This is a genomic window from Aeromonas molluscorum (assembly GCF_051376105.1).
Classification (GTDB): domain Bacteria; phylum Pseudomonadota; class Gammaproteobacteria; order Enterobacterales; family Aeromonadaceae; genus Aeromonas; species Aeromonas molluscorum.
Genome location: NZ_JBPQCY010000001.1, coordinates 1,030,682 through 1,054,604 on the forward strand (window position 1 = coordinate 1,030,682; position 23,923 = coordinate 1,054,604).

At 60.6% G+C, this 23,923-nt stretch carries 19 protein-coding genes; 10 read left to right on the top strand and 9 right to left on the bottom strand.

Translation table 11 applies throughout. The annotated features are described in order from the left end of the window. Window positions 1–112: 112 nt before the first annotated feature. The 3 genes from cydD to rcsF all read left to right on the top strand — a co-directional run bounded on the left by cydD (window position 113) and on the right by rcsF (window position 4,116). The gene (gene cydD / locus ACSMDR_RS04900) at window positions 113–1,882 is read left to right on the top strand and encodes a heme ABC transporter permease/ATP-binding protein CydD (protein ID WP_436467368.1); all 1,770 of its coding nucleotides are present in this window, start codon (window positions 113–115) and stop codon (window positions 1,880–1,882) included. Continuing rightward, window positions 1,875–3,605 (top strand): heme ABC transporter ATP-binding protein/permease CydC, encoded by a 1,731-nt coding sequence (gene cydC, locus ACSMDR_RS04905; protein WP_436467370.1) that lies wholly within the window; start codon window positions 1,875–1,877, stop codon window positions 3,603–3,605. The genes cydD and cydC overlap by 8 nt, the downstream gene beginning before the upstream one ends. Before the next feature lie 139 nt (window positions 3,606–3,744). Continuing rightward, on the top strand, window positions 3,745–4,116 hold the full coding sequence (rcsF, locus tag ACSMDR_RS04910; RefSeq protein WP_005902910.1) for an Rcs stress response system protein RcsF: 372 nt from the start codon (window positions 3,745–3,747) through the stop codon (window positions 4,114–4,116). Between the two features lie 66 nt (window positions 4,117–4,182). On the opposite strand, the gene ACSMDR_RS04915 is transcribed toward rcsF, so the two are convergent. Further along, window positions 4,183–4,572, bottom strand: coding sequence for an MAPEG family protein (locus ACSMDR_RS04915; RefSeq protein ID WP_005902908.1), 390 nt, complete (start codon window positions 4,570–4,572; stop codon window positions 4,183–4,185). A 166-nt stretch (window positions 4,573–4,738) separates the two neighbouring features. Here ACSMDR_RS04915 and tsaA point away from each other — a divergent pair, with 166 nt between their 5' ends. Beyond that, entirely contained in the window at window positions 4,739–5,443 is a 705-nt protein-coding gene (gene tsaA, locus ACSMDR_RS04920; RefSeq protein ID WP_436467373.1) for a tRNA (N6-threonylcarbamoyladenosine(37)-N6)-methyltransferase TrmO, read from the top strand. A gap of 52 nt (window positions 5,444–5,495) precedes the next feature. Here tsaA and ACSMDR_RS04925 read toward each other — a convergent pair whose 3' ends face one another. Together ACSMDR_RS04925 and ACSMDR_RS04930 are read right to left on the bottom strand one after the other, a co-directional pair. Next, window positions 5,496–6,941: an HD-GYP domain-containing protein gene (locus ACSMDR_RS04925; RefSeq protein ID WP_436467375.1), complete on the bottom strand. Its 1,446-nt coding sequence runs from the start codon at window positions 6,939–6,941 to the stop codon at window positions 5,496–5,498. Window positions 6,942–6,996: 55 nt separating this feature from the next. Beyond that, on the bottom strand, window positions 6,997–8,118 hold the full coding sequence (locus ACSMDR_RS04930; RefSeq protein ID WP_436467377.1) for a beta-ketoacyl-ACP synthase III: 1,122 nt from the start codon (window positions 8,116–8,118) through the stop codon (window positions 6,997–6,999). A gap of 276 nt (window positions 8,119–8,394) precedes the next feature. Between ACSMDR_RS04930 and cysK the strand changes: the two genes are divergently transcribed. The 4 genes from cysK (at window position 8,395) to crr (ending at window position 12,388) form a co-directional block, all read left to right on the top strand. Further along, window positions 8,395–9,363, top strand: a complete 969-nt coding sequence (gene cysK / locus ACSMDR_RS04935) for a cysteine synthase A (RefSeq protein WP_436467379.1) — start codon at window positions 8,395–8,397, stop codon at window positions 9,361–9,363. Window positions 9,364–9,804: 441 nt separating this feature from the next. Then, entirely contained in the window at window positions 9,805–10,062 is a 258-nt protein-coding gene (locus ACSMDR_RS04940; RefSeq protein ID WP_005303128.1) for an HPr family phosphocarrier protein, read from the top strand. Between the two features lie 45 nt (window positions 10,063–10,107). Further along, window positions 10,108–11,835 carry a phosphoenolpyruvate-protein phosphotransferase PtsI gene (gene ptsI, locus ACSMDR_RS04945; RefSeq protein ID WP_005906808.1) on the top strand — a complete coding sequence of 576 codons (1,728 nt, stop codon included), beginning with the start codon at window positions 10,108–10,110 and terminating at the stop codon, window positions 11,833–11,835. Window positions 11,836–11,878: 43 nt separating this feature from the next. Beyond that, window positions 11,879–12,388 carry a PTS glucose transporter subunit IIA gene (gene crr, locus ACSMDR_RS04950; protein WP_005906805.1) on the top strand — a complete coding sequence of 170 codons (510 nt, stop codon included), beginning with the start codon at window positions 11,879–11,881 and terminating at the stop codon, window positions 12,386–12,388. 261 nt (window positions 12,389–12,649) lie between these two features. On the opposite strand, the gene ACSMDR_RS04955 is transcribed toward crr, so the two are convergent. From ACSMDR_RS04955 to ACSMDR_RS04975, 5 genes are all read right to left on the bottom strand, one after another. Continuing rightward, window positions 12,650–13,807, bottom strand: coding sequence for an iron-containing alcohol dehydrogenase (locus ACSMDR_RS04955; RefSeq protein WP_436467382.1), 1,158 nt, complete (start codon window positions 13,805–13,807; stop codon window positions 12,650–12,652). A gap of 76 nt (window positions 13,808–13,883) precedes the next feature. Then, window positions 13,884–14,504 carry a TetR/AcrR family transcriptional regulator gene (locus tag ACSMDR_RS04960; RefSeq protein WP_005906801.1) on the bottom strand — a complete coding sequence of 207 codons (621 nt, stop codon included), beginning with the start codon at window positions 14,502–14,504 and terminating at the stop codon, window positions 13,884–13,886. Window positions 14,505–14,642: 138 nt separating this feature from the next. Continuing rightward, entirely contained in the window at window positions 14,643–18,395 is a 3,753-nt protein-coding gene (locus ACSMDR_RS04965; protein ID WP_436467385.1) for an AAA family ATPase, read from the bottom strand. Beyond that, a complete protein-coding gene (locus tag ACSMDR_RS04970; protein WP_436467387.1) occupies window positions 18,392–19,618 on the bottom strand; it encodes an exonuclease SbcCD subunit D in 1,227 nt (408 codons plus the stop codon). The genes ACSMDR_RS04965 and ACSMDR_RS04970 overlap by 4 nt, the downstream gene beginning before the upstream one ends. A 114-nt stretch (window positions 19,619–19,732) precedes the next feature. Continuing rightward, a complete protein-coding gene (locus tag ACSMDR_RS04975; RefSeq protein WP_436467389.1) occupies window positions 19,733–20,161 on the bottom strand; it encodes a GNAT family N-acetyltransferase in 429 nt (142 codons plus the stop codon). A 180-nt stretch (window positions 20,162–20,341) separates the two neighbouring features. On the opposite strand from ACSMDR_RS04975, the gene rdgC reads away from it, so the two are divergent. Continuing rightward, window positions 20,342–21,253 (top strand): recombination-associated protein RdgC, encoded by a 912-nt coding sequence (gene rdgC / locus ACSMDR_RS04980; RefSeq protein ID WP_005908254.1) that lies wholly within the window; start codon window positions 20,342–20,344, stop codon window positions 21,251–21,253. 95 nt (window positions 21,254–21,348) lie between these two features. Here the strand turns inward: rdgC and ACSMDR_RS04985 are convergent, their stop codons facing one another. Next, a complete protein-coding gene (locus ACSMDR_RS04985; RefSeq protein ID WP_436467392.1) occupies window positions 21,349–21,945 on the bottom strand; it encodes a GDSL-type esterase/lipase family protein in 597 nt (198 codons plus the stop codon). A gap of 136 nt (window positions 21,946–22,081) precedes the next feature. On the opposite strand from ACSMDR_RS04985, the gene ggt reads away from it, so the two are divergent. Then, window positions 22,082–23,863 (top strand): gamma-glutamyltransferase, encoded by a 1,782-nt coding sequence (gene ggt, locus ACSMDR_RS04990; protein ID WP_436467394.1) that lies wholly within the window; start codon window positions 22,082–22,084, stop codon window positions 23,861–23,863. Window positions 23,864–23,923 lie beyond the last annotated feature (60 nt).

Genomic DNA, 23,923 nt, shown 5'->3' on the forward strand with positions numbered 1-23,923 from the left:
TGAACAGGGAGCCGCATTTTCAACCGCCCTGCTTCATGCCATGGTATTTACAAGGTTGCCATTGCCTGGGGGCGAGGATAGTCTTGCGCCACTCGAAATGAGGAAGCTGGTGATGGACAAGAATACCCAAAAACATCTTTATGGCTGGTTGCGCATGCAGTCGAGCCACGGCCGGCGCTGGATCGGTCTCTCCATAGTGTTCGGCATGGGTCAGGGCGTCCTGATGGTCGCCCAGGCCTGGCTGCTGGCCACCCTGCTGCACGGTTTCATCATAGCGGGCACCCTGCCCGAGCAGCAGATCCCCCTGTTTATCAGCCTGCTCGCCGTCACCCTCGGCAAGGCACTGCTCGCCTATGGCCGCGAGGTGACCAGCTTCAAGGCTGGCGCCGCGGTCCGCCAGACCATACGTAACCTGGTACTGACGCGGCTCAGTCGCCTTGGCCCTGCTTATATACAGCGTCGTCCGGCGGGGAGCTGGGCCAGCCTGCTGCTCGAGCAGATCGAAAATATGCAGGAGTTCTTCTCCCGCTATCTGCCGCAGATGGCCATCGCCGTTTTCATCCCCATCGTGATTTTGGTGGCGGTCTTTCCGATCAACTGGGCCGCAGGCATCATTTTGCTCGGTACGGCGCCGCTCATTCCCCTGTTCATGATCCTGGTCGGGGTCGGTGCCGCCGATGCCAATCGCCGCAACTTCCACTCCCTGGCCCGCCTCTCGGGTCACTTCCTCGATCGGCTCAAGGGACTGCGTACCCTGCAACTCTTCATGCGTACCCAGGCCGAAGGAAAGGAGATAGAAGAGGCATCTGAGGATTTTCGGATCAGGACCATGGAGGTGCTGCGTCTGGCTTTCCTCAGTACCGCCGTGCTGGAGTTCTTCGCCGCCCTCTCGGTCGCCCTGGTCGCCGTCTACTTTGGTTTCTCTTATATCGATCACCTCAACTTCGGCAATTACGGCGCCAAGGTGACGCTGTTTACCGGTCTGTTCGTGCTCTTCCTGGCTCCCGAGTTCTATGCCCCCCTGCGCGAACTGGGTGCTCACTATCACGCCAAGGCTCAGGCCATTGGTGCCGCCGAGCAGCTGCTGGAGTTTCTGGAAGCCGAGGTGGCTGAACCCGCCAGCGGTGATCAGGCATTCACGGCAACCCAGCCGATCCGGGTCGAGGCCCGTGCATTGGAGGTATTGAGCGCCGAAGGCAAGGTACTGGTCGGCCCCATCGATTTCACCCTGGCACCCGGTTCACGCACCGCCCTGGTAGGCATCAGTGGCGCAGGCAAGAGTTCGCTGGTCAATGCACTGCTCGGCTTTGCGCCCTATCGTGGGGAGCTGAAAGTCGATGGCCAGGAGCTGGCCAGCCTCGACATGAGTCAGTGGCGACAGCGCCTCGGCTGGCTCTCTCAAAACCCGCAGCTGTTTCATGCCTCCTTGCGCGACAACCTGCTGTTGGCCAAGCCTGATGCCAGCGATATCGAGCTGAGCGAGGCACTCAAGGGCGCCCAGGCGTGGGAGTTCGCCATGGAGAAGGGGATGGATTATCCCCTTGGCGATCAGGCGGGCGGCCTCTCAGTCGGCCAGGCCCAGCGCCTGGCTCTGGCCCGCACCCTGCTCAAATCGACTCAATTGATGATCCTGGATGAACCCACCGCTAGCCTGGACAGGCTCTCGGAGCGCGCCATCATGGCGAGCCTGGAAAAAGCCACGGTGGATCAGACCCTGTTGATGATCACCCACAGGCTCGATCAATTGAGTGAAATGGATCAGATCCTGGTGCTGGCCAAGGGCCAGCTGGTCGAACAGGGCCACTATCGGCAACTGAGTGAGGGCCAGGGGCCTTTCGCCAGCCTCTTGTCCCAACGTGCGGGGAATTCTCTCGATGACTGATCTACTGCCGTTTCTGCGGCTCTACCGCCAGCACTGGCTGAGCCTGAGTGTCGGTCTGCTGCTGGCACTGGTGACACTGGCCGCCGGCATCGGCCTGCTGTCGCTCTCCGGCTGGTTCCTCTCCGCCGCCGCAGTGGCGGGCATGGCCGTCGCCAGCCGTGATACCTTCAACTACATGACCCCGGCTGGCGGGGTGCGCTTCTTCTCCATCGTCCGCACCGCAGGCCGCTGGGGTGAGCGGGTAGTGAGCCACGATGCCACCTTCCGGGTGCTGACCCGGCTGCGGGTCTGGTTCTGGCAGAGACTCTCACCGCTCTCGCCCGGTGCCCTGGCAGGCTTTCGCCAGGCGGATCTGCTCAACCGCCTGGTGGCGGACATCGATGCCATGGACCACGTCTATCTGCGCCTGATCACCCCGATTGGGGCTGCCCTGCTAAGCACAGGCGGTCTGGTATTCTTCCTCTCCTTCTTCGATAGTCGGCTAGCCCTCATCCTCGGCGCCATCTTGCTGTTTGGCATGATGGCCCTGCCCCTGGTGTTCTTCTTCGCCGGTCGCAAGCCCGGCCAGGCGCTCATCACCGGCAAGGCCCAACTGCGTACCCGTCTGGTGGATTATCTCGATGGTCAGGCTGAGTTGCAGATGTTTGCCGCCGCCCCCCGCGCCTTGTCCGACCTGCAGCAAGCCGAGCAAGATCTGATCCGTGCCCAGGCACGCATGGCCAGGGTGAGCGGTCTGGCCAATGCCAGCGTCCAGCTGCTCAGTGGCTGGACCCTGACCCTGATGCTCTGGCTCGCCAGCCACGGGGTGGGTGGTGCTGCGCCGGGGCCCATGACGGCGCTGATGGTATTTGCCACCTTGGCAAGCTTCGAGGCCTTGTTGCCCCTGGCTGGCGCCTTTCAGCATCTCTCGACCAGTCTGGCCTCGGCCCGCCGCCTCAACGAGATATTGCAAGATGCCCAGCCCCCGGCGTGGGGAGAACTGCGCGAGCGTGCCGAGGGGGGCGCCTTGCAGATAAGCGATCTCTCCTTCGGTTACCCAGGCAACACCCAACCCGTGCTGCGTGGTTGCACCCTGCAATTGCAGGCGGGTGAGAAACTGGCGCTACTGGGCCAGACGGGGTGCGGAAAATCAACCCTGATGGGCTTGCTGACCCGGGAGTGGAACCCGCAAGCGGGCAAGATAGTACTGGATGGCAAGCCGCTGACCGATTACAGCGAAGGGGCGCTGCGCGCTTCCTTCTCAGTGGTAAGCCAGCGGGTGCATCTGTTTGCCGCCACCCTGCGCGACAACCTCAAGCTGGCGGCCCCGGCAGCCAATGACGAGCGGCTGGCCGAGGTGCTGCAACAGGTCGGGCTTGGCGCGTTGCTTGAGGATGAAGCGGGTCTGGATGCCTGGCTGGGCGACGGTGGCCGCCCTCTGTCTGGCGGTGAGCGGCGCCGGATAGGCATAGCACGCGCCCTCTTGCATGACGCGCCACTCTGGTTGCTGGATGAGCCGACCGAGGGGCTCGACAGCCAGACGGAGCGCGACATCATGGCACTGCTGATGCGACTGGGCGCCGATCGCTCCATGTTGCTCATCTCCCACCGGTTGATTGGCCTGGAGCAGATGGACAGGATAGCGCTGATGGAGGAGGGCCAGATCCGTCTGTGCGCCCCCCACGCCCAGCTGCTGGCAGACGACTACTACCAGAGCCTGCATCGGCGCCTGGCCCCGATCTGAGCGCCCTGAGGCAGTGACCCTCTGAGCTGGTTGGCGACCAGGGTCGTCAACGCTCACCCACACAGAGACAAATAGGGGCTGGTCGCCGGTGGCGACTGGCCCCTATAATGTTTGCCTCACTGGTCAACAAGATGCCGATATGAAACGCCTGATCCTGATGATGCCCCTGCTCGCCTCCGGCTGCGCCAACTTCGCCTTCAACAGCAACCTGGACAAGGAGAACTTTGATGAGTACTTCAAACCGGGCAGCGTCACCATCTACGAGCAGGCCGACCTTGCCGCATTGAACTATCTCTATCTGGGCACCGTCGAGGGCGAATCCTGCCAAAGCGATGCCAATCAGCCCGTTCCCAACGCCGGGGAGGCGCGCACTCTGGCCCGGCGCCGGGCGGCGGACATGGGCGGCAATGGCATCACCATCGACAAGTGTGCCGAGTACAGCGATGTCCCAGGTTGCCTCAAGCAGGTCATCTGCTACGGTCAGGCCCTCAAAGTGGCCGAGCAGAAGTAACACCTCACCCCGGCCTCGCCGGGGTGATTGCATCTCCCCTCACACTCCCCGTGATCACGTCCGTGCTCAAAACAGGTCAATCAGCGTCAGCACCAAGATGCCCAGCGCCGATCCCAGCAGGGCGATGAAGGTCATCACCATGCCACCGCTTCTGAACTTGAAATTCTCTTTCGGCTGACTGATGCCAAAGGCATGCAGCGTGCGTCCCAGCAACAGCAATAGACAAAAGCCATGGATCAGGGGAATAGGGCCACCAAGGCTGTCGAAGCAAAAGATGAGCAGCAGACAGAGCGGCACATACTCGGTGAAGTTGCCATGTGCGCGAATGGCACGGGCAAGCAGCGGCTCCTGATTATCTCCCACCGCCACCTGAAAACGGTGGCGCAGCCGTACCACTCTCAGGCTCAGATAGACGAACAGGCACGCCAGCAACGCGGCGTAAGGGGCAATGACCATGGGCACTCCTCGAAGCAGGATTGGGGAACAAGCGGTGTCAGCACTATAGCCGTGTCCGATTCTTGCGCCAATGCTGCCCGAGGCTGGGCGCCATGGCCGCATTCATGCCTTTACCGGCGGATTATGCTAGATTGCCCCGGTTTTCCACCATGCAGGGGCCTAGCGCGTGAAATTTGAGATAGATACCCTGGGGGTGATCCACTCCCCCTACAAGGAGAAGTTCGCCATACCTCGCCAACCCGGCCTGGTCAAATCTGCCCTCGCACGGCTCGAATTGTTGCCTCCCTACGATCAGCCTGATGTACTGCGCGGCATAGAGCAGTTCTCCCATCTCTGGCTCAGTTTCGTGTTCCACCAGACCATGGCCCAGGGCTGGCACCCGACGGTACGACCACCGCGTCTGGGGGGGAACGAGCGCGTCGGCGTCTTCGCCACCCGCTCCACCTTCCGCCCCAACCCCCTTGGGCTCTCCGTGGTGGAACTGCTCGGCGTCGGGCGTGAACGGGGCAAGCTCTGGCTCGAGCTAGGGGCCGTCGATCTGCTTGATGGTACCCCCATCGTCGACATCAAACCCTATATCCCCTATGCCGACAGCCTGCCCGATGCCAGGGGTGGTTTTGCACCTGATGCCCCCGCCCCGCCCCTTGTGGTGAGCTTCAGCTCGCAGGCGGAGCAGCAGCTGCACCCCTGGCTCAAGGATCATCCCGAGCTGCGCCTGTTGGTTAGCGAGGTGCTGGCGCAAGATCCCCGTCCCGCCTACAAGAAAGGCAAGCCGGACGAGAAGGAGTACGGCGTCAGGCTGTTTGATCTCAACGTGCGCTTTCGCATCAGCGAGCCCGACTGCCAGGTGCTGGCCATTACACCGGCCTGATTACCGCTCAAGCAGTGCACATGAAAAAACCACCCGGGCGGGTGGTTTTTTATCAGTGCTCATCCCTGTGCTCGATGGCAATCTGCCTGAAAGTATCCTCGCAGGCGAGGAAGGCATCGACCACGCAGGGATCGAAATGGCTGCCCCGCCCCTTGACGATGATCTGCGCAGCCTCCTCATGGCTGAATGCGGGTTTGTAGACCCGTTTCGAGATGAGGGCATCATAGACATCCGCCACGGCCATCAGGCGGCCAGAGAGGGGGATGGCCTCCCCAGCCAACCCATTCGGATAACCGCTGCCGTCCCACTTCTCGTGATGGGTGAGGGCTATCTCCCGCGCCAGTCGCAGGAAAGAGTTTGAACCGAGCTGGGCTTCGGCGCTGGCCAGCGCATCGGCGCCGATCTGGGAGTGGCGCTTCATGATGACGAACTCCTCGTCGGTCAGCTTGCCTGCCTTGAGCAAGATAGCATCGGGGATCCCCACCTTGCCCACATCATGCAGCGGCGCAGACTTGAACAGCAGTTCAATGGTGACCTCATCGAGACGATAGCGGGCAGGGTCAGTCCTATCCAGATACTCGGCCAGCGCCTTGACATAGTACTGGGTGCGGATGATGTGCGCGCCGGTTTCATTGTCCCGGGTCTCCGCCAGAGAGGCCAGGCCGAGGATGGCCACGTCCCGCGTCAGGTGGAGTTCGTCGCTGCGCGCCTTCAACTCCGCGATCATCTGGTTGGTGCTGGCGGCGATCAGGCCAAACTCGTCATCCCGCGTCACGGGCACCCGCGCCGCCAGATCGCCAGACTGCACCCGTGCCATGGCGCGGGTCTGGTGCATCAAGGAGAAGGTCAGGTTGCGGCCATAGCCACGGATGATGATCCAGAGATAGCCAAAGGTCACCGCCATCACGAAGGCGATTTCCAGCAGGATATAACGCTGGGCATCCTGCCTCGGCAGCTCGTAACCCACTGTCACCAGCCACTCCATATCCTTGTTGAACAGCAGGAAGAAGACGCCCCCCAAGAGGATAAGCGTCGCCAGGGCAAACAGGGAAAACTTGCGGGAAACCGACATGGCCTGCGGCTGGTTCAGCGCCAGACAGGCTTGATGCTCACGCCGCCGGGCCCACACCCAGTCCCGGGTCAGCGACAAGTCTGCCGCGGCCAGAAACCCGAGCGTACTCATGCCCAGCAGGATCTTGAGGTGGCTCTCCAGTGGGAAGCCATGAACGACCCCATTGTAGAGCGAGAGCAGCAGAGCCCCCAGCAGATAGAGGCCCCACTCCAGTCCGAAGCCTGCGACGCCTTGCGCTGACAGCGTCAATCGGCGCAGCAGAAGTGCGCGCAGGGCAAACATCAGCGCAAAGGTCGGCAAGGTGGGCGTCAACAACTGGAGCAGCGTCAAATGCTCAAGAAATGGACACACCTGAAAACCGTAAAGACAAAATAGTGACAAGGTCACCGCGTAATGCAGGGCGCAACGTCCCGAAATGTTCTGCATAATTCGACCCAAACCGCTGTTTATTGTTATGGCGGCGGGGGAAGAACCCCGCCTTTCACAGACGCCGCAGCAGCAGACTCCCTATCGAATAGCCAGCGCCAAACGAGCAGAGCACACCACGGGCACCCGCAGGAAGGTCGCGATTGTACAGATGGAACGCGATAATGGAACCCGCCGAACTGGTATTGCCATAGCGGTCCAGGATGACGGGAGCCTCCTCCTGGCTGGCATCATGGCCCAGCAATTTACGACCGATAAACTGGTTCATGGTGAGGTTGGCCTGATGCAGCCAGAGTCGGGAAAGTTCCCCGGCCTGCCAGCCCTGAGCCGCCAGCTGCCCCTCAATCTGATCGCATACCAGAGGCAGTACCTCCTTGAACACCTTGCGCCCCTGCTGGCGAAACAGCTTATCGTCGCCATATCGGGTGCGTGGGCTGAGCCGGTTCAAGAAACCGAAGTTGTTGCGAATGTTGTTGGAGTAGTGGGTCACCAGCTTGCTGGCCACCAGCTGCCAAGGGTTGGCTACCTGGCAATCTTCCCCCCGCTCCAGCAGGACAGCTGTACAGGCATCGCCGAAGATGAAGTGGCTGTCGCGGTCGCGAAAATTGAGGTGGCCCGAACAGACCTCGGGATTGACTACCAGTGCCAGCCTGGCCGTCCCTGCCGCCAGCAGATCCGCCGCCGTCTTGATGCCGAAGGTGGCGGAGGAGCAGGCCACGTTCATATCAAACGCCATACCAGCGGCACCGAGGTAGTGTTGCAGCTCGATCGCCAGCGCCGGATAGGGGCGCGGCATGTTGGAGGCGGCGACGATGACCAGGTCGATCTCTTCGGGTTTTCGACCGGCGGCGATCAGCGCCTGTTCGGCGGCGGCCACCGCCATTTCGACCATGATGGACGGCTGTTCATCGGGGCGTTCGGCCAAGAGCGGTTGCATGATGTCAGGATCCAGAACCCCTTCCCGACTCACCAGGAAGCGACTCTTGATGCCGGAAGCTTTCTCGATGAAGTCACTGCTGGAGTGCTGCTTGGCATCGAGCTGACCCGCATCGATGGCGGAAGCGTTCTCTTCGTTGTAGAGATCCACATACTGGTTGAAGGCTTTAACCAGCTCCTCGTTGCTGACGGCATGGGGCGGGGTATAGAGGCCGCTGCCACTGATCACTATCTGGGTCATCTTTGCTCCTGTGCCGGGTGCAGTCCCGGCTTATCGGGTAGGGTCGAGGTGACGCTGGGCTGGGCCGACCTAGGAACAGTCGCCAGAGCGCGACACTCTGCTATCGTTCAGGGTTTCGTTATAACTGATCACCGGATGATGGTCGGCGATTAATTCAGATAAGAGGGTATAAGCTCTATATCTTGTAATAACATATTGTTATAACAAAACGTCACTTCTCATTCAGGAATCTCAGAGTAATCTTGTTTCATCGCCGTAACAAACAGGGATAGCACCATGAGTAAGATTTTTGAGGACAACAGCCAGACCATAGGTCATACCCCGCTGGTTCGTCTCAACCGTGTTACCAAGGGCCGAGTGCTGGCCAAGATCGAGAGCCGTAACCCCAGCTTCAGCGTCAAGTGCCGCATTGGCGCCAACCTGATCTGGGATGCCGAAAAGCGCGGCGTTCTGACCAAGGGCAAGGAGATCATCGAGCCCACCAGTGGTAATACGGGTATTGCTCTGGCCTTCGTGGCTGCGGCCCGTGGCTATCCCATCACCCTCACCATGCCAGCGACCATGAGCCTGGAGCGTCGCAAGCTGCTCAAGGCCCTGGGTGCCAATCTGGTGCTGACCGAGGGGCCTCTGGGCATGAAAGGCGCCATCGCCAAGGCCAATGAGATCCTCGAATCCGAACCGGGCAAATTTGTACTGCTGCAGCAGTTTGAAAACCCGGCCAACCCCGAGATCCACGAAAAGACAACTGGCCCCGAGATCTGGGAAGCCACCGATGGCGACATCGATGTGTTCGTGGCCGGGGTAGGTACCGGCGGCACCATCACCGGGGTCTCCCGCTACATCAAGCAGACCAAGGGCAAGGCCATCATTTCGGTCGCGGTCGAGCCGAGTGAATCTCCTGTCATCAGCCAGAAACTGGCGGGTGAAGAGATAAAGCCAGGTCCCCACAAGATCCAGGGCATAGGCGCCGGTTTCATCCCGGGCAACCTGGACCTGACCTTGCTGGACCGCGTCGAGCAGGTCAGCAGCGATGACGCCATCGAGATGGCACGTCGCCTGATGGAAGAGGAAGGGATCCTGGCCGGGATCAGCTCTGGCGCTGCCGTCGTGGCCGCAGCCCGTCTGGCCGAGCTGCCGGAATTTGCTGACAAGACCATCGTCGTCATACTGCCAAGCGCCGCCGAGCGCTATCTCTCCAGCGCCCTGTTTGCCGGTGTATTCAGTGATCAAGAGCTGCAACAGTAAGTGATGTTATTTTCCATAAAAATGGCGCCCACTGCGGGCGCCATTTTTGTTTGCGCTAAGCTTAGCGCCAAACAGCGCCAGTCGACCCCCTTATTTTTTGGGGTAAAATAACAAATAAAGACGCCACAAAAAAAGCAGACATTCTGTGATAAATCTCATATCCTGTGCGGCGTCACGCACTTTTTGCGGGTCAGGTTTCACAAAGTAACAAAGTGTTATTTTTCGTTATAAAATAACGACAAGCTAGGTATAGCAAGGCTTGCAGCACGGTGTTCCAGAAAATCCGACCAAGACTACAAATACTGAACAGAAAATTGACCTGGATTAAGCTATTGCAGGTCTGATTTCGTTACTTTACAACATATGCATACTTAAACGGTCTGACTGCGCAGCCTCAAGGCGGCCTTTAGGCTATAAAATATCAATAATATGGGGTGAACCATGTACGAGAAGTCTGTAGTTATCACTGCTGAAAACGGCCTGCACACCCGTCCGGCAGCGCAATTCGTGAAAGAAGCCAAAGAATTCCAAAGCGAGATCACTGTGGTCTCCGGTGGCAAGTCCGCCAGCGCCAAGAGCCTGTTCAAGTTGCAGACTCTGGGTCTGACCAAGGGTACCAACGTCACCATCCAGGCCGATGGCCCGGACGCTCAGAAAGCCGTTGAGAAGCTGGTCGCCCTGATGGACGAGCTGGAGTAATCCGGCTCACACTCCTCCCCCACAGTCGTTTTAATAGGAAGGATTATGATATCTGGCATTCCTGCGTCCCCCGGCATCGCATTCGGCAAGGCGCTTCTTCTCAAAGAAGATGAAATCGTTATCAATCAGGGCAAGATTTCTGCCGAACAGATAGATACCGAAATCAACCGCTTCCTCGAGGCGCGGACCAAGTCAGCTACCCAGCTGGAAGCTATCAAAGAGATGGCTGGTCGCACCTTTGGCGAGGAAAAAGAGGCCATCTTCGAAGGCCACATCATGCTGCTCGAAGATGAGGAGCTGGAAGGGGATATCAGATCCTTCATCAAGGACAACAAGGCCCATGCTGACAAGGCCATCTACGAGGTCATCGAGCAATATGCGAAGATGATGGCCGACCTGGATGATCCCTATCTGCGTGAGCGCGCCACCGATTTCCGTGACATCGGCACCCGTCTGGTGAAAAACGCACTGGGCATCGCCGTGGTCAACCTGAGCACCATAGACGAAGAAGTCATTCTGGTCGCCAACGACCTCACTCCGTCTGAAACTGCTCAGATCAATCTGAAATATGTGCTGGGTTTCGTCACCGATATAGGTGGCCGCACTTCCCACACTTCCATCATGGCCCGCTCCCTGGAGCTGCCGGCCATCGTGGGCACCAATGACATCACTCGCCGCGTCAACAATGGCGACATGCTGGTGCTGGATGCCATCAATAACCAGGTCATCATCAATCCAAGCCCAGAGCAGCTGGCCGAGGCCAAGAAGTTCCAGGCCCAGTTCCAAGCCGAGAAAGATGAGCTGGCCAAGCTGAAAGACCTGCCTGCCATCACTCTTGATGGTCATCAGGTCGAAGTCTGCGCCAACATAGGTACCGTCAAGGATACCGAAGGTGCCATCCGCAATGGCGCCGAGGGCGTGGGTCTGTACCGCACCGAATTCCTGTTTATGGACCGCGATGCGCTGCCGACCGAAGATGAGCAGTTCAAGGCATATAAAGAAGTCGCTGAAGCCATGCCTGATCAGCCGATCATCGTCCGCACCATGGACATTGGCGGCGACAAAGAACTGCCCTACATGAATTTCCCGAAAGAGATGAACCCCTTCCTGGGCTGGCGTGCTATCCGCATTTTCTTCGATCGCGAAGACATCATGCACGCCCAGCTGAAGGCCATCTTGCGTGCTTCTGCCTTTGGCAAACTGCGCATCATGTTCCCGATGATCATCTCGGTTGAAGAGTTCCGCAGTCTCAAGGCCACGGTAGAACAGCTCAAAGCCGAACTGCGTGCCGACGGTAAAGCCTTTGATGAATCCATCGAAGTAGGTATCATGATCGAGACCCCGGCCGCTGCCGTGATGGCTCATCATCTGGCCAAGGAAGTGGACTTCTTCAGTATCGGTACCAACGACTTGACCCAGTACACCCTGGCAGTCGACCGTGGTAACGAGATGATTTCCGCCATGTACAACCCGCTGTCACCCTCCGTCTTGACGCTGATCAAGATGGTTATCGATGCTTCCCATGCCGAAGGCAAGTGGACTGGCATGTGTGGTGAACTGGCTGGTGACGAACGTGCCACTCTGTTGCTGCTGGGCATGGGTCTGGATGAATTCTCCATGAGCGCCATCTCCGTACCGCGCATCAAGAAGCTCATTCGCAACACCAACTTCGAAGATGTGAAGGCCATGGCTGATCAAGCATTGAGCTATGCCACCGCCGCCGAAATCGAAGCATGTGTAGATAACTTTATAAAGCAGAAAGCAGTCTGCTAAGATCGGCTGCAAACAGCGACAATCATCTTTAGGAGCTTTTACTATGGGTCTGTTCGATAAACTGAAGAAGCTAGTTTCCGATGACAGCTCTGACACTGGTGGCATCGAAATCTTTGCCCCCCTGTCTGGCGAAATCGTCCCCATCGAAGACGTGCCTGACGTAGTATTCGCCGAGAAGATCGTTGGTGACGGCATCGCCATCAAGCCGGCTGGTAACAAGATGGTTGCCCCCTGCGACGGCACCATCGGCAAGATCTTCGAGACCAACCACGCATTCTCGCTGGAGTCCGATACTGGTATCGAACTGTTCGTTCACTTCGGTATCGATACCGTTGAACTGAAAGGTGAAGGCTTTACCCGTATCGCTCAGGAAGGCCAAAAGGTCAAACGCGGCGACACCATCATCGAGTTCGATCTGGCCCTGCTGGAAGAGAAAGCCAAGTCTACCCTGACGCCGGTTGTCATCTCCAACATGGATGAGATCAAAGAGCTGATCAAGATGACAGGTGCCGTGACCGTTGGTGAGACTCCGGTGATCCGCATCAAGAAATAAGTCTGGCCCAAGCCTGACGATAAAAACCGACGCCCAGGCGTCGGTTTTTTTATGGCCGCACGACCAGCCACAGACTCGACTCCCACTGCATCTTTCCCCACAGATCTACCCATGCCTGATGACAAACGATCTGCTCGGCTTATCACTCCGGACACCACCATGTTCATCTCCTCCGCCAGTCTCCAAGAAGAGATACTGCGGTTGTCCACAAAAAAGCCCCGCAGATGGCGGGGCTGATGGTGACAGGGTGGCTGAATCGCCTTAAAGACTCGCCTCCAATATGGCGCGGCTCACCTCTGGCGTCACGCTTCTGTGCTCACCCAGTGCCGTCATGCCATGAGCCTCAAGCTGACTGATGAGCGGTGCTATGTCAGCCTGATCCAGGCCGTAGTCGGCAAGACGGGTCGCTATGCCCATCTGCTCGAAAAAGGCACGGGTACGGGCGATAGCCCCCTCGATGCGCGCCTGCTCGTCCCCTTCCTTGAGTTGCCATACCCGATCGGCATATTGCAGCAACTTGGCTCGCTTGCTTTGTTGGCAGTGGGTGAGCAGAGAGGGCAGGATCACGGCCAGGGTGCGAGCATGGTCGATTCCATGGGCGGCAGTCAGCTCGTGACCTATCATGTGGGTCGCCCAGTCCTGGGGCACACCGGCCCCGATCAGGCCGTTGAGAGCCAGGGTCGCCACCCACATCAGGTTGGCACGCACCTCGTAGTCATTGGGGGTTGCCAGCGCCTTAGGACCTATTTCAATCAAGGTCTGCAGCAGCCCCTCGGCGAATCTGTCCTGAGCCAGGCCACCTGCGGGATAGGTCAGATACTGCTCCATCACGTGCACGAAGGCATCGACCACCCCGTTGGCAATCTGGCTCTCGGGCAGGGTGAAGGTCTTTTGGGGATCCAGGATGGAGAAACACGGGAACACCAGGGGCGAGCGGAATGGCAGCTTGGCCTGCAGCGCCTTGTTGGTGACCACTGCGCCGTTGTTCATTTCTGAGCCGGTAGCTGGCAGCGTCAGCACGCTGCCAAAAGGCAACGCCTTGCTCACCTTGGCACCGAAGCTCTCCAGGATCTGCCAGGGTTCCCCCGCAAACGGCACGGCGGCGGCAACAAACTTGGTGCCATCGATGACAGATCCGCCCCCCACCGCCAACAGGAAGTCGAGGCTATCGCGACGCACCAGCGCCACCGCACGCATCAGGGTTTCATAGGTGGGGTTGGGCTCTATGCCGCCAAACTCCTGAACATGACGATCGCCAAGGGCCGTCAGCACCTCGGCCAGGGTGCCATTCTTACGGGCGCTTTCGCCACCAAACAGCACCAAAACCCGTGCCTCGGACGGCACCAGCTCGGCCAGGCGGCCGATAGTATCCTTGCCAAAGATGATTTGGGTCGGATTATAAAAATCAAAGTTCTGCATGGCTTGCTCCAAAGTAGACCAGTCGTCTAGTTCATGGGTAAATAAAAGGCGTCGGCCCAGCGGCAGACGCCTGGATTCAGGTATCGAGTTGCAGCAATTGGCGAGTGGCCGCCATGGCCGAGGCCAGAGGAGCCTTGTCCCGGCTCATCTTGCTGAGCAGACTGGCCCCCAGCCAGAGCTGGTAGAGAGTCTGTGCCAGCGTCTCGGGTGCCCCGCAGACTGGCAGTGAGCCATCTGCCTGCCCCTGGGCCAACACGTCTGCGATGCGGCGAATGACACCACGGGTGCCTTGCGCCAGCACGCTGCGCATCCCCTCGGAGAGATCGCTCACCTCGGCGCCCAGTTTGACCGCCAGGCACTTGCCCTCTCCATCGGTGCAGCTCTGGCTGTCGAGCCAGTGCTGCCAGTAGTCGAGCAAACGTTCACGCCCACTGCGATCGGGATGCTCAAACAGCTCATCCATCAAGCGCCAGTAGCGCTCGAAATAATATTCGAGCAGGGCGACGCCAAACGCCTCCTTGGAGCCGAAGTAGTGATAGAAGGAGCCTTTGGGCACCCCTGCCGCATTCAGCAGCTCATTGAGCCCGACCGCGCTGAAGCCCTTGCTGCCAATCAGGCGCTGGGCGGTGCAGAGGATGTGCTGGCGCATGTCGCCAGTGACGGATGTCTTGTGCATGGCGGCCATGATAGCCGCCATTAGACCAATCGTCTAGTGGCAACTCAAAAACCATCCTCTGGCTAAGAGCCCCCCGCCAGGGCGGGGCCTTTTTGTCTGGCCGGACTCAGCTCACAGCAAGATGGTTGGCAAGGAGCTGGCTATGGCCTGAACCTGTGTTCAAGGCAGCACCACCCGGCTCTCGCCCCCGCCCAGCGCCTCGATACGGATCTGCACACCGATGCGCTCCACCAGGGTCTGCACATGAGAGATGACGCCTATCTGGCGCCCTGCAGCTTGCAGGGAATCCAGGCTGGCCAAGGCCAAATCCAGGCTGTCCGGATCCAGTGTCCCGAAACCCTCGTCGATAAACAGCGACTCTATCTGGGTCTGCTTGGAGGAGAGGCTGGAGAGCGCCAACGCCAGAGCCAGGGAGACCAGGAAGCTTTCACCGCCGGAGAGGGAGTCGACAGAGCGCACTTCATCCCCCATGTCGAGATCGACCACCTGCAATGCCAGATCGGTGCCGGGAACCCGCTCCAGCCGGTAGCGAGGCGACAAGTCACCAAGCTGGGCATTGGCCTCGAGCAGCAAGCGCTCCAGGGTCAGGCTCTGGGCGAAGGTACGGAATTTGGCACCGTTGGCCTGACCGATGAGATCCGAGAGCTGTTGCCAGTGATCCGCCACCTCTTGCTGACGCAGCACGGCGGCCTGCAGTTCACCCGCCTTCTGGCGAGCCGCCTCGTCCTGCGCCAGCTGGCTACGACACTCGAACAACTGCTCATCAAGCTCGCGGCAACTGGCTTCGCACTCGGCAAGACGCAGGCTGAGCGCCTCATCGCAGAACCCGGCCATGTCAGGGTGCTGCTCACGATAACAGGCCAGCTTGGCCTCCTCCTGAGCCAGCGCCCGCTGGCGCTCCACGAGCCGGGTGCGCGCCTCGGCCAACGCTTCCTCCAGCCCTTGCAGGGTCTGGCGCTTGGCCTTCCGCTCCTCTGCCGAGATGGCCAGCAGACGACGCAGCTCATCCTCCCCGACCCCGAGCGCACTGGCATGCTCGCTCCAGCGCGCCAAAAGCGCCTGCCGACGATGCTCGGTCAACTGCCTCTCCTGCTCAAGGTGAGCCAAGCGGGTCTTTAGCTCGGTTTGTCGCTCGCGCAAGCCACGCACAGCCGCCCCGGCTTCGTCAATCTGACCTGCCAGCTGCGCCAGGCGCTGCTGCCATTCGGCCTCCACCGCCTCGATGGCCAGCCCTCCCAGGCACTCAGCGCGACTGGCCAGCAAAGCCTGGCGCTGCTGCTCGCCTTCTTTATAGTCAGCTTCCAGCTTGTCCAACCGCTCATTCTGGCTCTGTACCCGCACCTCCTGTGCACTGAGCAGGGGAGTCAGCGTGGCGAGTTCATTGCCAAGTTGTTCCCACTCGCTCTGCCCCTGCAAATAAGCCTCGCAGGTCTGCCGCCACTCCTGCCAACGCTCTCCCGCCACCCACTGGCGCCAGGGCTCAGCGCCCATCTGCTGATCGAGCCGTGCCTCCCCTTGCACCAGACGCTGACGCAGTGTGCTCTCCTGCTCGGCCAACGCCTTCAGTTCGGCCTCCAGTGCTATCTTCTGGCGCTCGGCTTCGTGCAGCTGCTGTTCACACTGCTGTTGACGAACATTGAGTCTGATCAGCTGATCCCGCAGCTCCGCCAGTCGCTGCTGCTCCCGCTGGGCTTGTTGCAACTGCACCAGGCCAGTCGCCAGGCTCAGCGCCAGAGCCTTCTCCTGGGTCAGCAGTTGCGTCTGCCACTCGTCCCATTCGGTTGGACTGGGGTTAGTCGGCAGGTCGTGCCCCAGCAGCTTGCGCCCTCCCAGCGTTTCCCAGCGCTGACTCAGCTGCTCGCTTCTCACCGCCAGCTCGGGATGATGTTGTTGGTGGGCAGCCAGCTGACGGGTCAGTTCGGCGCGCTCGACCTCCCCTTGCAGATGCTGACGGTTGAGCTGCTCCCACGCGAGATCCAACTGGCGAACCCGTTCGCTCTGGGAAGCCAGGATACCCGTGACTTGAGGCTGGCTCTGGCTGTATGGGTGATCTTCCGCACCGCAGAGCGGGCACGGGGCGCCCTCCTCGAGGACATGGCGATGCTGCTCGAAATTGGCCACGGCGCGGGTCTGCTCAAGGGCATGGCGCGCCTCATCACGCTGGGCGACCAGCCTTGCCAGCGCGGGCTCCCGCTCTCCATGCTGCACGGCAAGTCGGTCCAGCTGCTGCTCGATCATGCTTGTTTCTTGCTGCAAGCGCGCCTGCTGCTCGCTGTGGTGGCGGCCCTCTTGCGTCAGCGCCAACAATGCGCGCACTTGCCCCAACTGCTCGGTCCGGGATTGACGAAGCTCCTGCGCCCCGGCGACCTGAGCGTCCCACTCCTGCGCCTGCAGTTCATCGTGCTGCCGTTGCAAGCTTGCCCGTTCCTGCTGCCAGTGGTCACGCTCCTGTTGCCCCTGCTCCAGATGGCTATTGAGGTCGAGCAGGGTCTGGCTGCGCCGGGCACGGCTTTGAGTCAGCTGTTGCAGCTGCACCTTGCTGTCGGCCAAGTCCTGCATCGCAGCCAGCAAGGGCTGCCACTGACGGGCCAAGGGCGCCACCCCCTTGCGTTCCTCGAGCCAGTTCGCTCGCTGCTGACGGCGCGTCTCGAGGAATTGCTTCTGCTCGTTTTGTTGCTGCCACTCTTGCTGCAGCTTGAGTTGCTGCTCGCGCGCCTGCACGCCCTGCTGCTGGATCTCTTGCAACTGTCCGGCCTTCTCCCGGATACGGGTATCGAGATCTTGCGCCTGCTTGAGGACGGGTTGCAGCTCACGCCACTGGCGCTCGGCGGCCTGCCTGTCGGCCAAGGCTTGCTGCTCGCGCTGCGCGGCTTGCTGCTGTTCCCGCTCGGCCCGTTCAAGTTCGGGGCCCAGTTGAGCGATGAGCCGCCTCTGCTGCTCGGCCTCCTGGCCAAGGCGAGTCAGTTCATCATGGTCGGCGCGAGCCCCCTGGGCCTGCTCGGCAAGGCTAAACTCCGCCCGCAGGGGGGCCGCCTCGGCGTGGGCCTGCGCCGCGCCAGCCAGCGCCGCCTCCCCCTCCTGGCACGCCAGGCTCTGGGCGGCGATACGCGCATTGAGATCGCGCAGCGCCTGCAACAACTGCCGGGCCTGCTGCGCCTGACTGAGTTGAACGGCTCCCTGTTGCTGACGAGAGAGCCACTCTGCGCGGGTCTGCTCATCCATCAGAGTGAGATCGCCGAGTCGCTCGCTCAGGGTTGCCAGCGTCTGCAGCTCCCCCCTGGCGCGCTCATAGGTCTGCACCGAGATAGCCGAGTAGAGCTCGGTGCCCGTCATGCGTTCGAGCAGGGCGGAGCGTTCGTTGGCGTCAGACTTGAGGAAGGCGGCAAACTCCCCCTGGGGCAGGATCACGGCACGGCGGAACTGCTCCCAGGAGAGCCCCACCAACTCATCGATCCGCTCTTGCAGCTCGCGCTTGCTGCCAGAAAAAAGCTGGCCGCTGGTCAAATCGGTAAGGGATCGATCCTGGGGCTGGAAACGGCCCTCAGCCCGGTTGCGAGCCCGGCGCACCGTCCAACGGGCGAGATAGGCACGACCATCGCAGCCACGAAAGCGCACCTCGGCAAAGCCGCTGGCATGACCGCGACTCAGGATGCCGCGCACGTCATTGGCCTTGAGCTTCTCCTCGTCATCCTGACGACCGACTTCGGCCACATTTTTACGGTTGGCGACAAAACGGGGCATCTCGTCATAGAGCGCCAGACAGATGGCATCGAGCAGGGTGCTCTTGCCCGCGCCCGTATTGCCGGTAATGGCAAACAGGCCGGCAGCGCCCAGGGCATCCTTGTCAAAATCGATGTGAAAAGCCTGGGTCAGGCTGGCCAGGTTCTCCCCTGCCAGGGATAAGATCTTCATGACTTCGCCTCCCTGACCTGAGTGAGGATCTCGTCGAAGGAGGCGAGCAGCGCCTCGCTTGGTTCCCCTTCGAACTGGCGTTGATAGCAGAGGGTAAAGACTTCCTGAGGCGCGATGTCATCCAGGCGCCGCCGCTGGCCGCCATCGGCCAGCCCCTGCCCGCTGCCCTGATAGCGGGTGCTGATCTTGGCCAGGCGTACCGGCTTGCCCGCCAGAGCGGCGAGGATGCGCTCGCGAATGCGAGCCTCTGGCTTGGGTAGCAGCAGCCTCACCTCCAGGAATGGTTGCGCCTGCTGGGGGGCATCGGCCAGATCCAGTGCGGCTATGGCATCCAGGGCAGCACTCAGCTCGCTCTCGGGCAGTCGTATCATCTCGACACTGCGCGGCACCAATATGGGCTCTACCGCCACCAGCTTGCCGGCCTCCAGCGTGACTTCCAGCACCTGGTGACGGTAGTTGGCCTCATTGAGCGAAAGGGGAAGCGGCGAGCCGCTGTAATGCACCCCGGGCGCCAGGCGCTGGGCCAGATGCAGATGCCCCAGCGCCGTGTAATCGGCACTGGCAAAAATGTCGACAGGCAAGGCATGCTGGTTGCCACCAAGCACCCGCCGCTCGGACAGTTCGGAGAGCTGCCCCGCCGCCAGATAAGCATGTCCCATGGCAACCAGAGCCTGCTCGGTTTCGCAGCGAGCCCGTCCCTCGGCCAGCAGCTCATCATAGATCTGGCGCACCCCTTCAATCAGCCTGTCCTGCCCCTCCCCCAGGGCCTCGGGTCTGAGGTCGCTGCTGCGCAAGAAGGGCACGGCGGCGCACCAGGCGGCCACCTTGCCGTCATGGTCATGCAGCGGCACCAGCAGGCGATCCGTCTCGAGCGCGCCGTTCTCATCCCGGCTGATGCTGCCCACCAGATGCAGATTGAAGGCACGCAGCAGCTCGTGGGGGGCATCCAGCTTGGAGGGAGAGTCGTGGTTGCCACCGACCAGCACCAGGTTGAGCCTGGGCATATCGGCGCGCAATCTTGCCAGAAAGCCATAAAGCTGCTGCCAGGCGCTGGCGGGGGGATTGGCGGTATCGAACAGATCCCCTGCCACCAGCAGGGCATCTATCTGCCGCGTCTTGATGGTCTTGGCCAACCAGTCGAGGAAGGCGTCATGCTCGAAACGGCGCTCATGACCATGGAGCTGATGGCCCAGATGCCAATCGGCGGTATGCAGGATTTTCATGGAGTTGCGGCTCAATTAAGCGAAGGCGTCAGGCGCCCATATTGACGTCATGGTGCCTTAGCCCATGCCTGCTCGGCAAGGGCAGGACTCAAGGGTGCCATAAAGAAAAACGGTTCAAGCCCCGAACCAGTGCATCCGGTATTGGCCATGTCCGGTCAGGGGATCCGGTTCCTCGCCATCGATGACGAAGCCATGCTGACGATAAAAACGCACCGCCGGGTCGTTCTCGGTGAAGACTCTGGCATGGAGGCTGGTGACCTGAGTCTTGGCATTTTGCAGCAAAGCATGGCCTATGCCTCGCCCCTGGCTATCCGGGCGAACAAACAGGGCGACCAGATAGTCATCGACCAGGGCGATGAACCCCTGCAACTCGCCATCGTCTTCATAGACCCACACCTCGGCTCTGGTCAGGTAGCGGCTGCGCAGCAGTTCCTGAGCCTGCCACCAGACGGAAGCATCGACAAAATCGTGGGACTGCAGGGAAGCCAGCAACCAGATATCCAAAATGGCATCCGTGTCCTGCGCCCGACTCGCTCTGAGCATCTCTTCATCCTTATCCGTCAGCCAACTCTGGCAGTCTAGGAGACCTCGTCTGCCCCTTGCTCGGCCAGCACCCAGGCCTGTGAGCGCCGTCCGATTTTTCTCACCGGAGTGATTGGTCGATCACAATGCGCCGCTTTGCAGTACAATGCCCGCCGGACAATCTTTACGACCGAGGACGCCATGTGGTTTAAAAACCTGCAGATTTATCGCTTTACCCGCCCCTTCGAGCTGAGTGTCGACGAGCTGGAGACCCAGCTTGAGGCCTGCGCCTTTACCCCCTGTGGCAGCCAGGACATCTCCCGGTTCGGTTGGGTCAAGCCCCTCGGCAAGTTCGGCGCCACCCTGACCCACTCGGCCGCTGGCCACATCCTCCTTTGCGCCCGCAAAGAAGAGAAGATGCTGCCCGGCAACGTGGTCAAAGAGATGCTGGCCGAGAAGGTGGAAGCGATCGAATTCGAGCAGGGCCGCGCCCTGAAGAAGAAAGAGAAGGAGGCACTGAAGGAAGAGATAATGCACACCCTGCTGCCTCGCGCCTTCAGCCGCACCAGCCAGACCTTCGCCTGGATAAATCCGGCCGACAACCTGATGGTGGTCGATGCAGGCTCCGCCAAGAAGGCTGACGATCTGCTGGCCCTGCTGCGCAAGAGCATAGGCACGCTGCCTGTGGTGCCGGTGGCCCTCAAGAATCCGCCTGAAATCACCATGACCGAGTGGCTCAGCGAGGGGAACCTGCCCGCCCCCTTCACCCTGGAAGATGAAGCGGAGCTGCGCAGCGCCATGGAACATGGTGGCATCATCCGCTGCAAGCAGCAGGATCTGATGACTGACGAGATCAAGAATCACCTCGCCAACGACAAGCTGGTCACCAAGCTGGCGTTGAACTGGAGCGAGACCCTGAGCTTCGTGCTCGGCGACGATCTCTCCATCAAGCGCCTCAAGTTCAGCGAAGAGTTGCGCGAGCAGAATGATGACGTGACCAGCGAGGATCCGGCCGCCCGTCTGGATGCCGACTTCGCCCTAGTCACCGCCGAGCTGGCTCAGTTCATCCCGGCACTGTTCGCGGTGCTGGGTGGCGAAGAGCAATCTATCTAAGCGCCTGCCTGCGTGTGAATAAATGTAAAAAAACCGCCCGAGGGCGGTTTTTTTTTACATTTGTCATCAATTATTCTTGGCCACCATGCCCAGATTCAGAGAGCGCCGCGATCCTGCAACAAGCCATGGATCCGCTCGGCCAGCACCGCGTATCCCTTGCCATTGAGGTGCACCATATCGGACTTGAGATCGGGACTGCGCAGCAGCTCGCCTATGCTGCTGTCATCCAGCACCAGCTGATAACGTTCAGCCAACTCGCCATAGAGAGGAGCCCCGTCGCTCAACAACGACTTGCGCGGCACGGCCACCAGCAACAGCTGAGCACCGCTGCCCTGCACCGCCTCTATCATGGCGGCGAGATTGGCCTTGAGCGCAGACTCACCGCTGTTTCGCAAGATGTCATTGCCCCCCTCCAGCAGGATCACCAGGCCGGGTCTGTGCTCTGCCAGCAAGGCCGGTAGCCGTGCTCGGCCCGCCTGGCTCAGCTCCCCCGATACCCCGGCGTTGATGACAGTGTGGCCACTGAGGTTCGCCAGCACGCTGGGGTAGCTCTGCGAGGGACTCGCACCCCGTCCCTCGGTCAGACTGTCCCCAAAGGCCAGTATGGTTTCCCCGGCCATCAGGGGCCTGAACTGGGGATCACCACAACCGGCTAACAGCAGGCAGAGCACTGCTATCACGCCTCTTCTCATCCTCTCCTCCCTGGTCGCCGCCATGCTCGTTCATTGATAGATTTGTAAGCATTTGAGTATAAAGACAAACTTTCCATGGAGCCTCACTTGTGTCACATTCTTTATCCCTGTAGGAAAAACAGACAAGGAGTGTGTCATGTCCCTCAAACCCCTCAGCCTGCTGGTCGCCCTCGGCCTGCTCGCCGGTTGCGCCTCTCAGGAAGCCTTCCATTACGCGGTGCCCCCCCAGACCCTGCTCGCCCCGGAGGCCGCCAGTGGCTGGACCGACAAGCAGGGCTGGCAAGGCAAATCCTTCATGGTCGCCGCCGCCAACCCGCTGGCGGTGGATGCCGGTTATCAGGTGATCAAGGCGGGTGGATCGGCGGTGGATGCCGCCATCGCCGTGCAATTGGTACTGACCCTGGTCGAGCCGCAATCCTCCGGCATTGGGGGTGGCTCCCTCATGCTGGTCTGGAATGGCAAGCAGGTCAGCGCCGTGGATGGCCGGGAGACGGCGCCGGCTGCCGCCACCGATCAACTCTTCATGAAAGATGGCAAGCCGATGGCCTTCTATGAGGGGGTCGTCGGCGGACGCTCGGTCGGGGTGCCCGGCACGGTACGCGCCTTGGCCCAGGCCCATCAGCAGTATGGCAAGCTGCCCTGGGCCAGCCTGTTCGAGCCGGCCATCATGCTGGCCGAACAGGGCTTTGCCATCAGTCCACGCCTGGCGTCCCTGCTGGCCAAGGAGCCCTATCTTGCCAAGGATGATGACGCCCGCGCCTACTTCTATCAGGCCGATGGCACGCCCAAGACGGCAGGTACTCATCTCACCAACCCGGCCCTGGCCAAGGTGCTGCGCACCCTCGCCAGCGAGGGGGCTGACGCCTTCTATCGCGGCCCGCTGGCCGAGGCGATGGTTGCCAAGGTGCATCAGCACCCGGAGAACCCAGGGGTACTGGCCGCCAGCGATCTCGCCAGCTACAAGGCCAAGCTCAGGGACGGTCTCTGCTTCGATTATCGCCAGAGCGAGGTGTGCGGCTTCCCGACCCCCTCCTCCGGCACCTTGGCGCTAGGGCAAATTTTCGGCATGCTGGAGAGTCGCGACATGGCGGCTCTCAAGCCCGTGCAGGGAACCGGCGGCCAGTTAAGCGCCAGCCCGGAAGCCATCCATCTTTACAGCGAAGCGGCGCGCCTCGCCTTTGCCGATCGCAACCAGTATGTGGCAGACATGGATTTTGTCAGCGTGCCGGTGGCTGGCATGCTGGACAAGGGTTACCTGGCAGAGCGGGGCGCCCTTATCGGGGATAAATCCATGGGTACGGCCAAACCCGGCACCCCGCCCATGGCCATGGCCCGCGGCCTGGATGCGACCCCGGAGTTGCCTTCCACCAGTCACATCTCCATCATCGATAGCCAGGGCATGGCCGTCTCCATGACCAGCTCCATCGAGGATGGCTTTGGCTCAAGATTGATGGTGAACGGTTACCTGCTCAACAACGAGCTGACCGATTTCTCCTTCACCTCGGTGGACGCCGCAGGAGTGCCGGTGGCAAACCGGGTCGAGCCCGGCAAGCGGCCACGCTCTTCCATGTCGCCCTTGCTGGTATTTGATAAAGAGAGCAAACAGCTGACGATGAGCCTGGGCTCCCCGGGTGGCTCGGCCATCATCAACTATGTGGGCAAGACGCTGCTCGGCACTCAGGACTGGGGCCTCAACTTGCAGCAGGCCATCAACCTGCCCAACTTTGGCAGCCGCAATGGCCCTACCGAACTGGAGCTGGGACGCACCCCTCAATTTGTGGTCGATGCGTTGCGGGCCCGTGGTCATGAGGTGGTGTTGAACGAGCAAACCTCGGGATTACAGGGGGTAGAGCGCAATACCCAGGGCTGGTTTGGCGCCGCCGACCCGCGCCGGGAAGGAACAGCCAAGGGTGAGTGACATAGCGTCATGACCTCCGCGCATCATTCTGGCTAACAACGTGCACATACCAAAACAGCG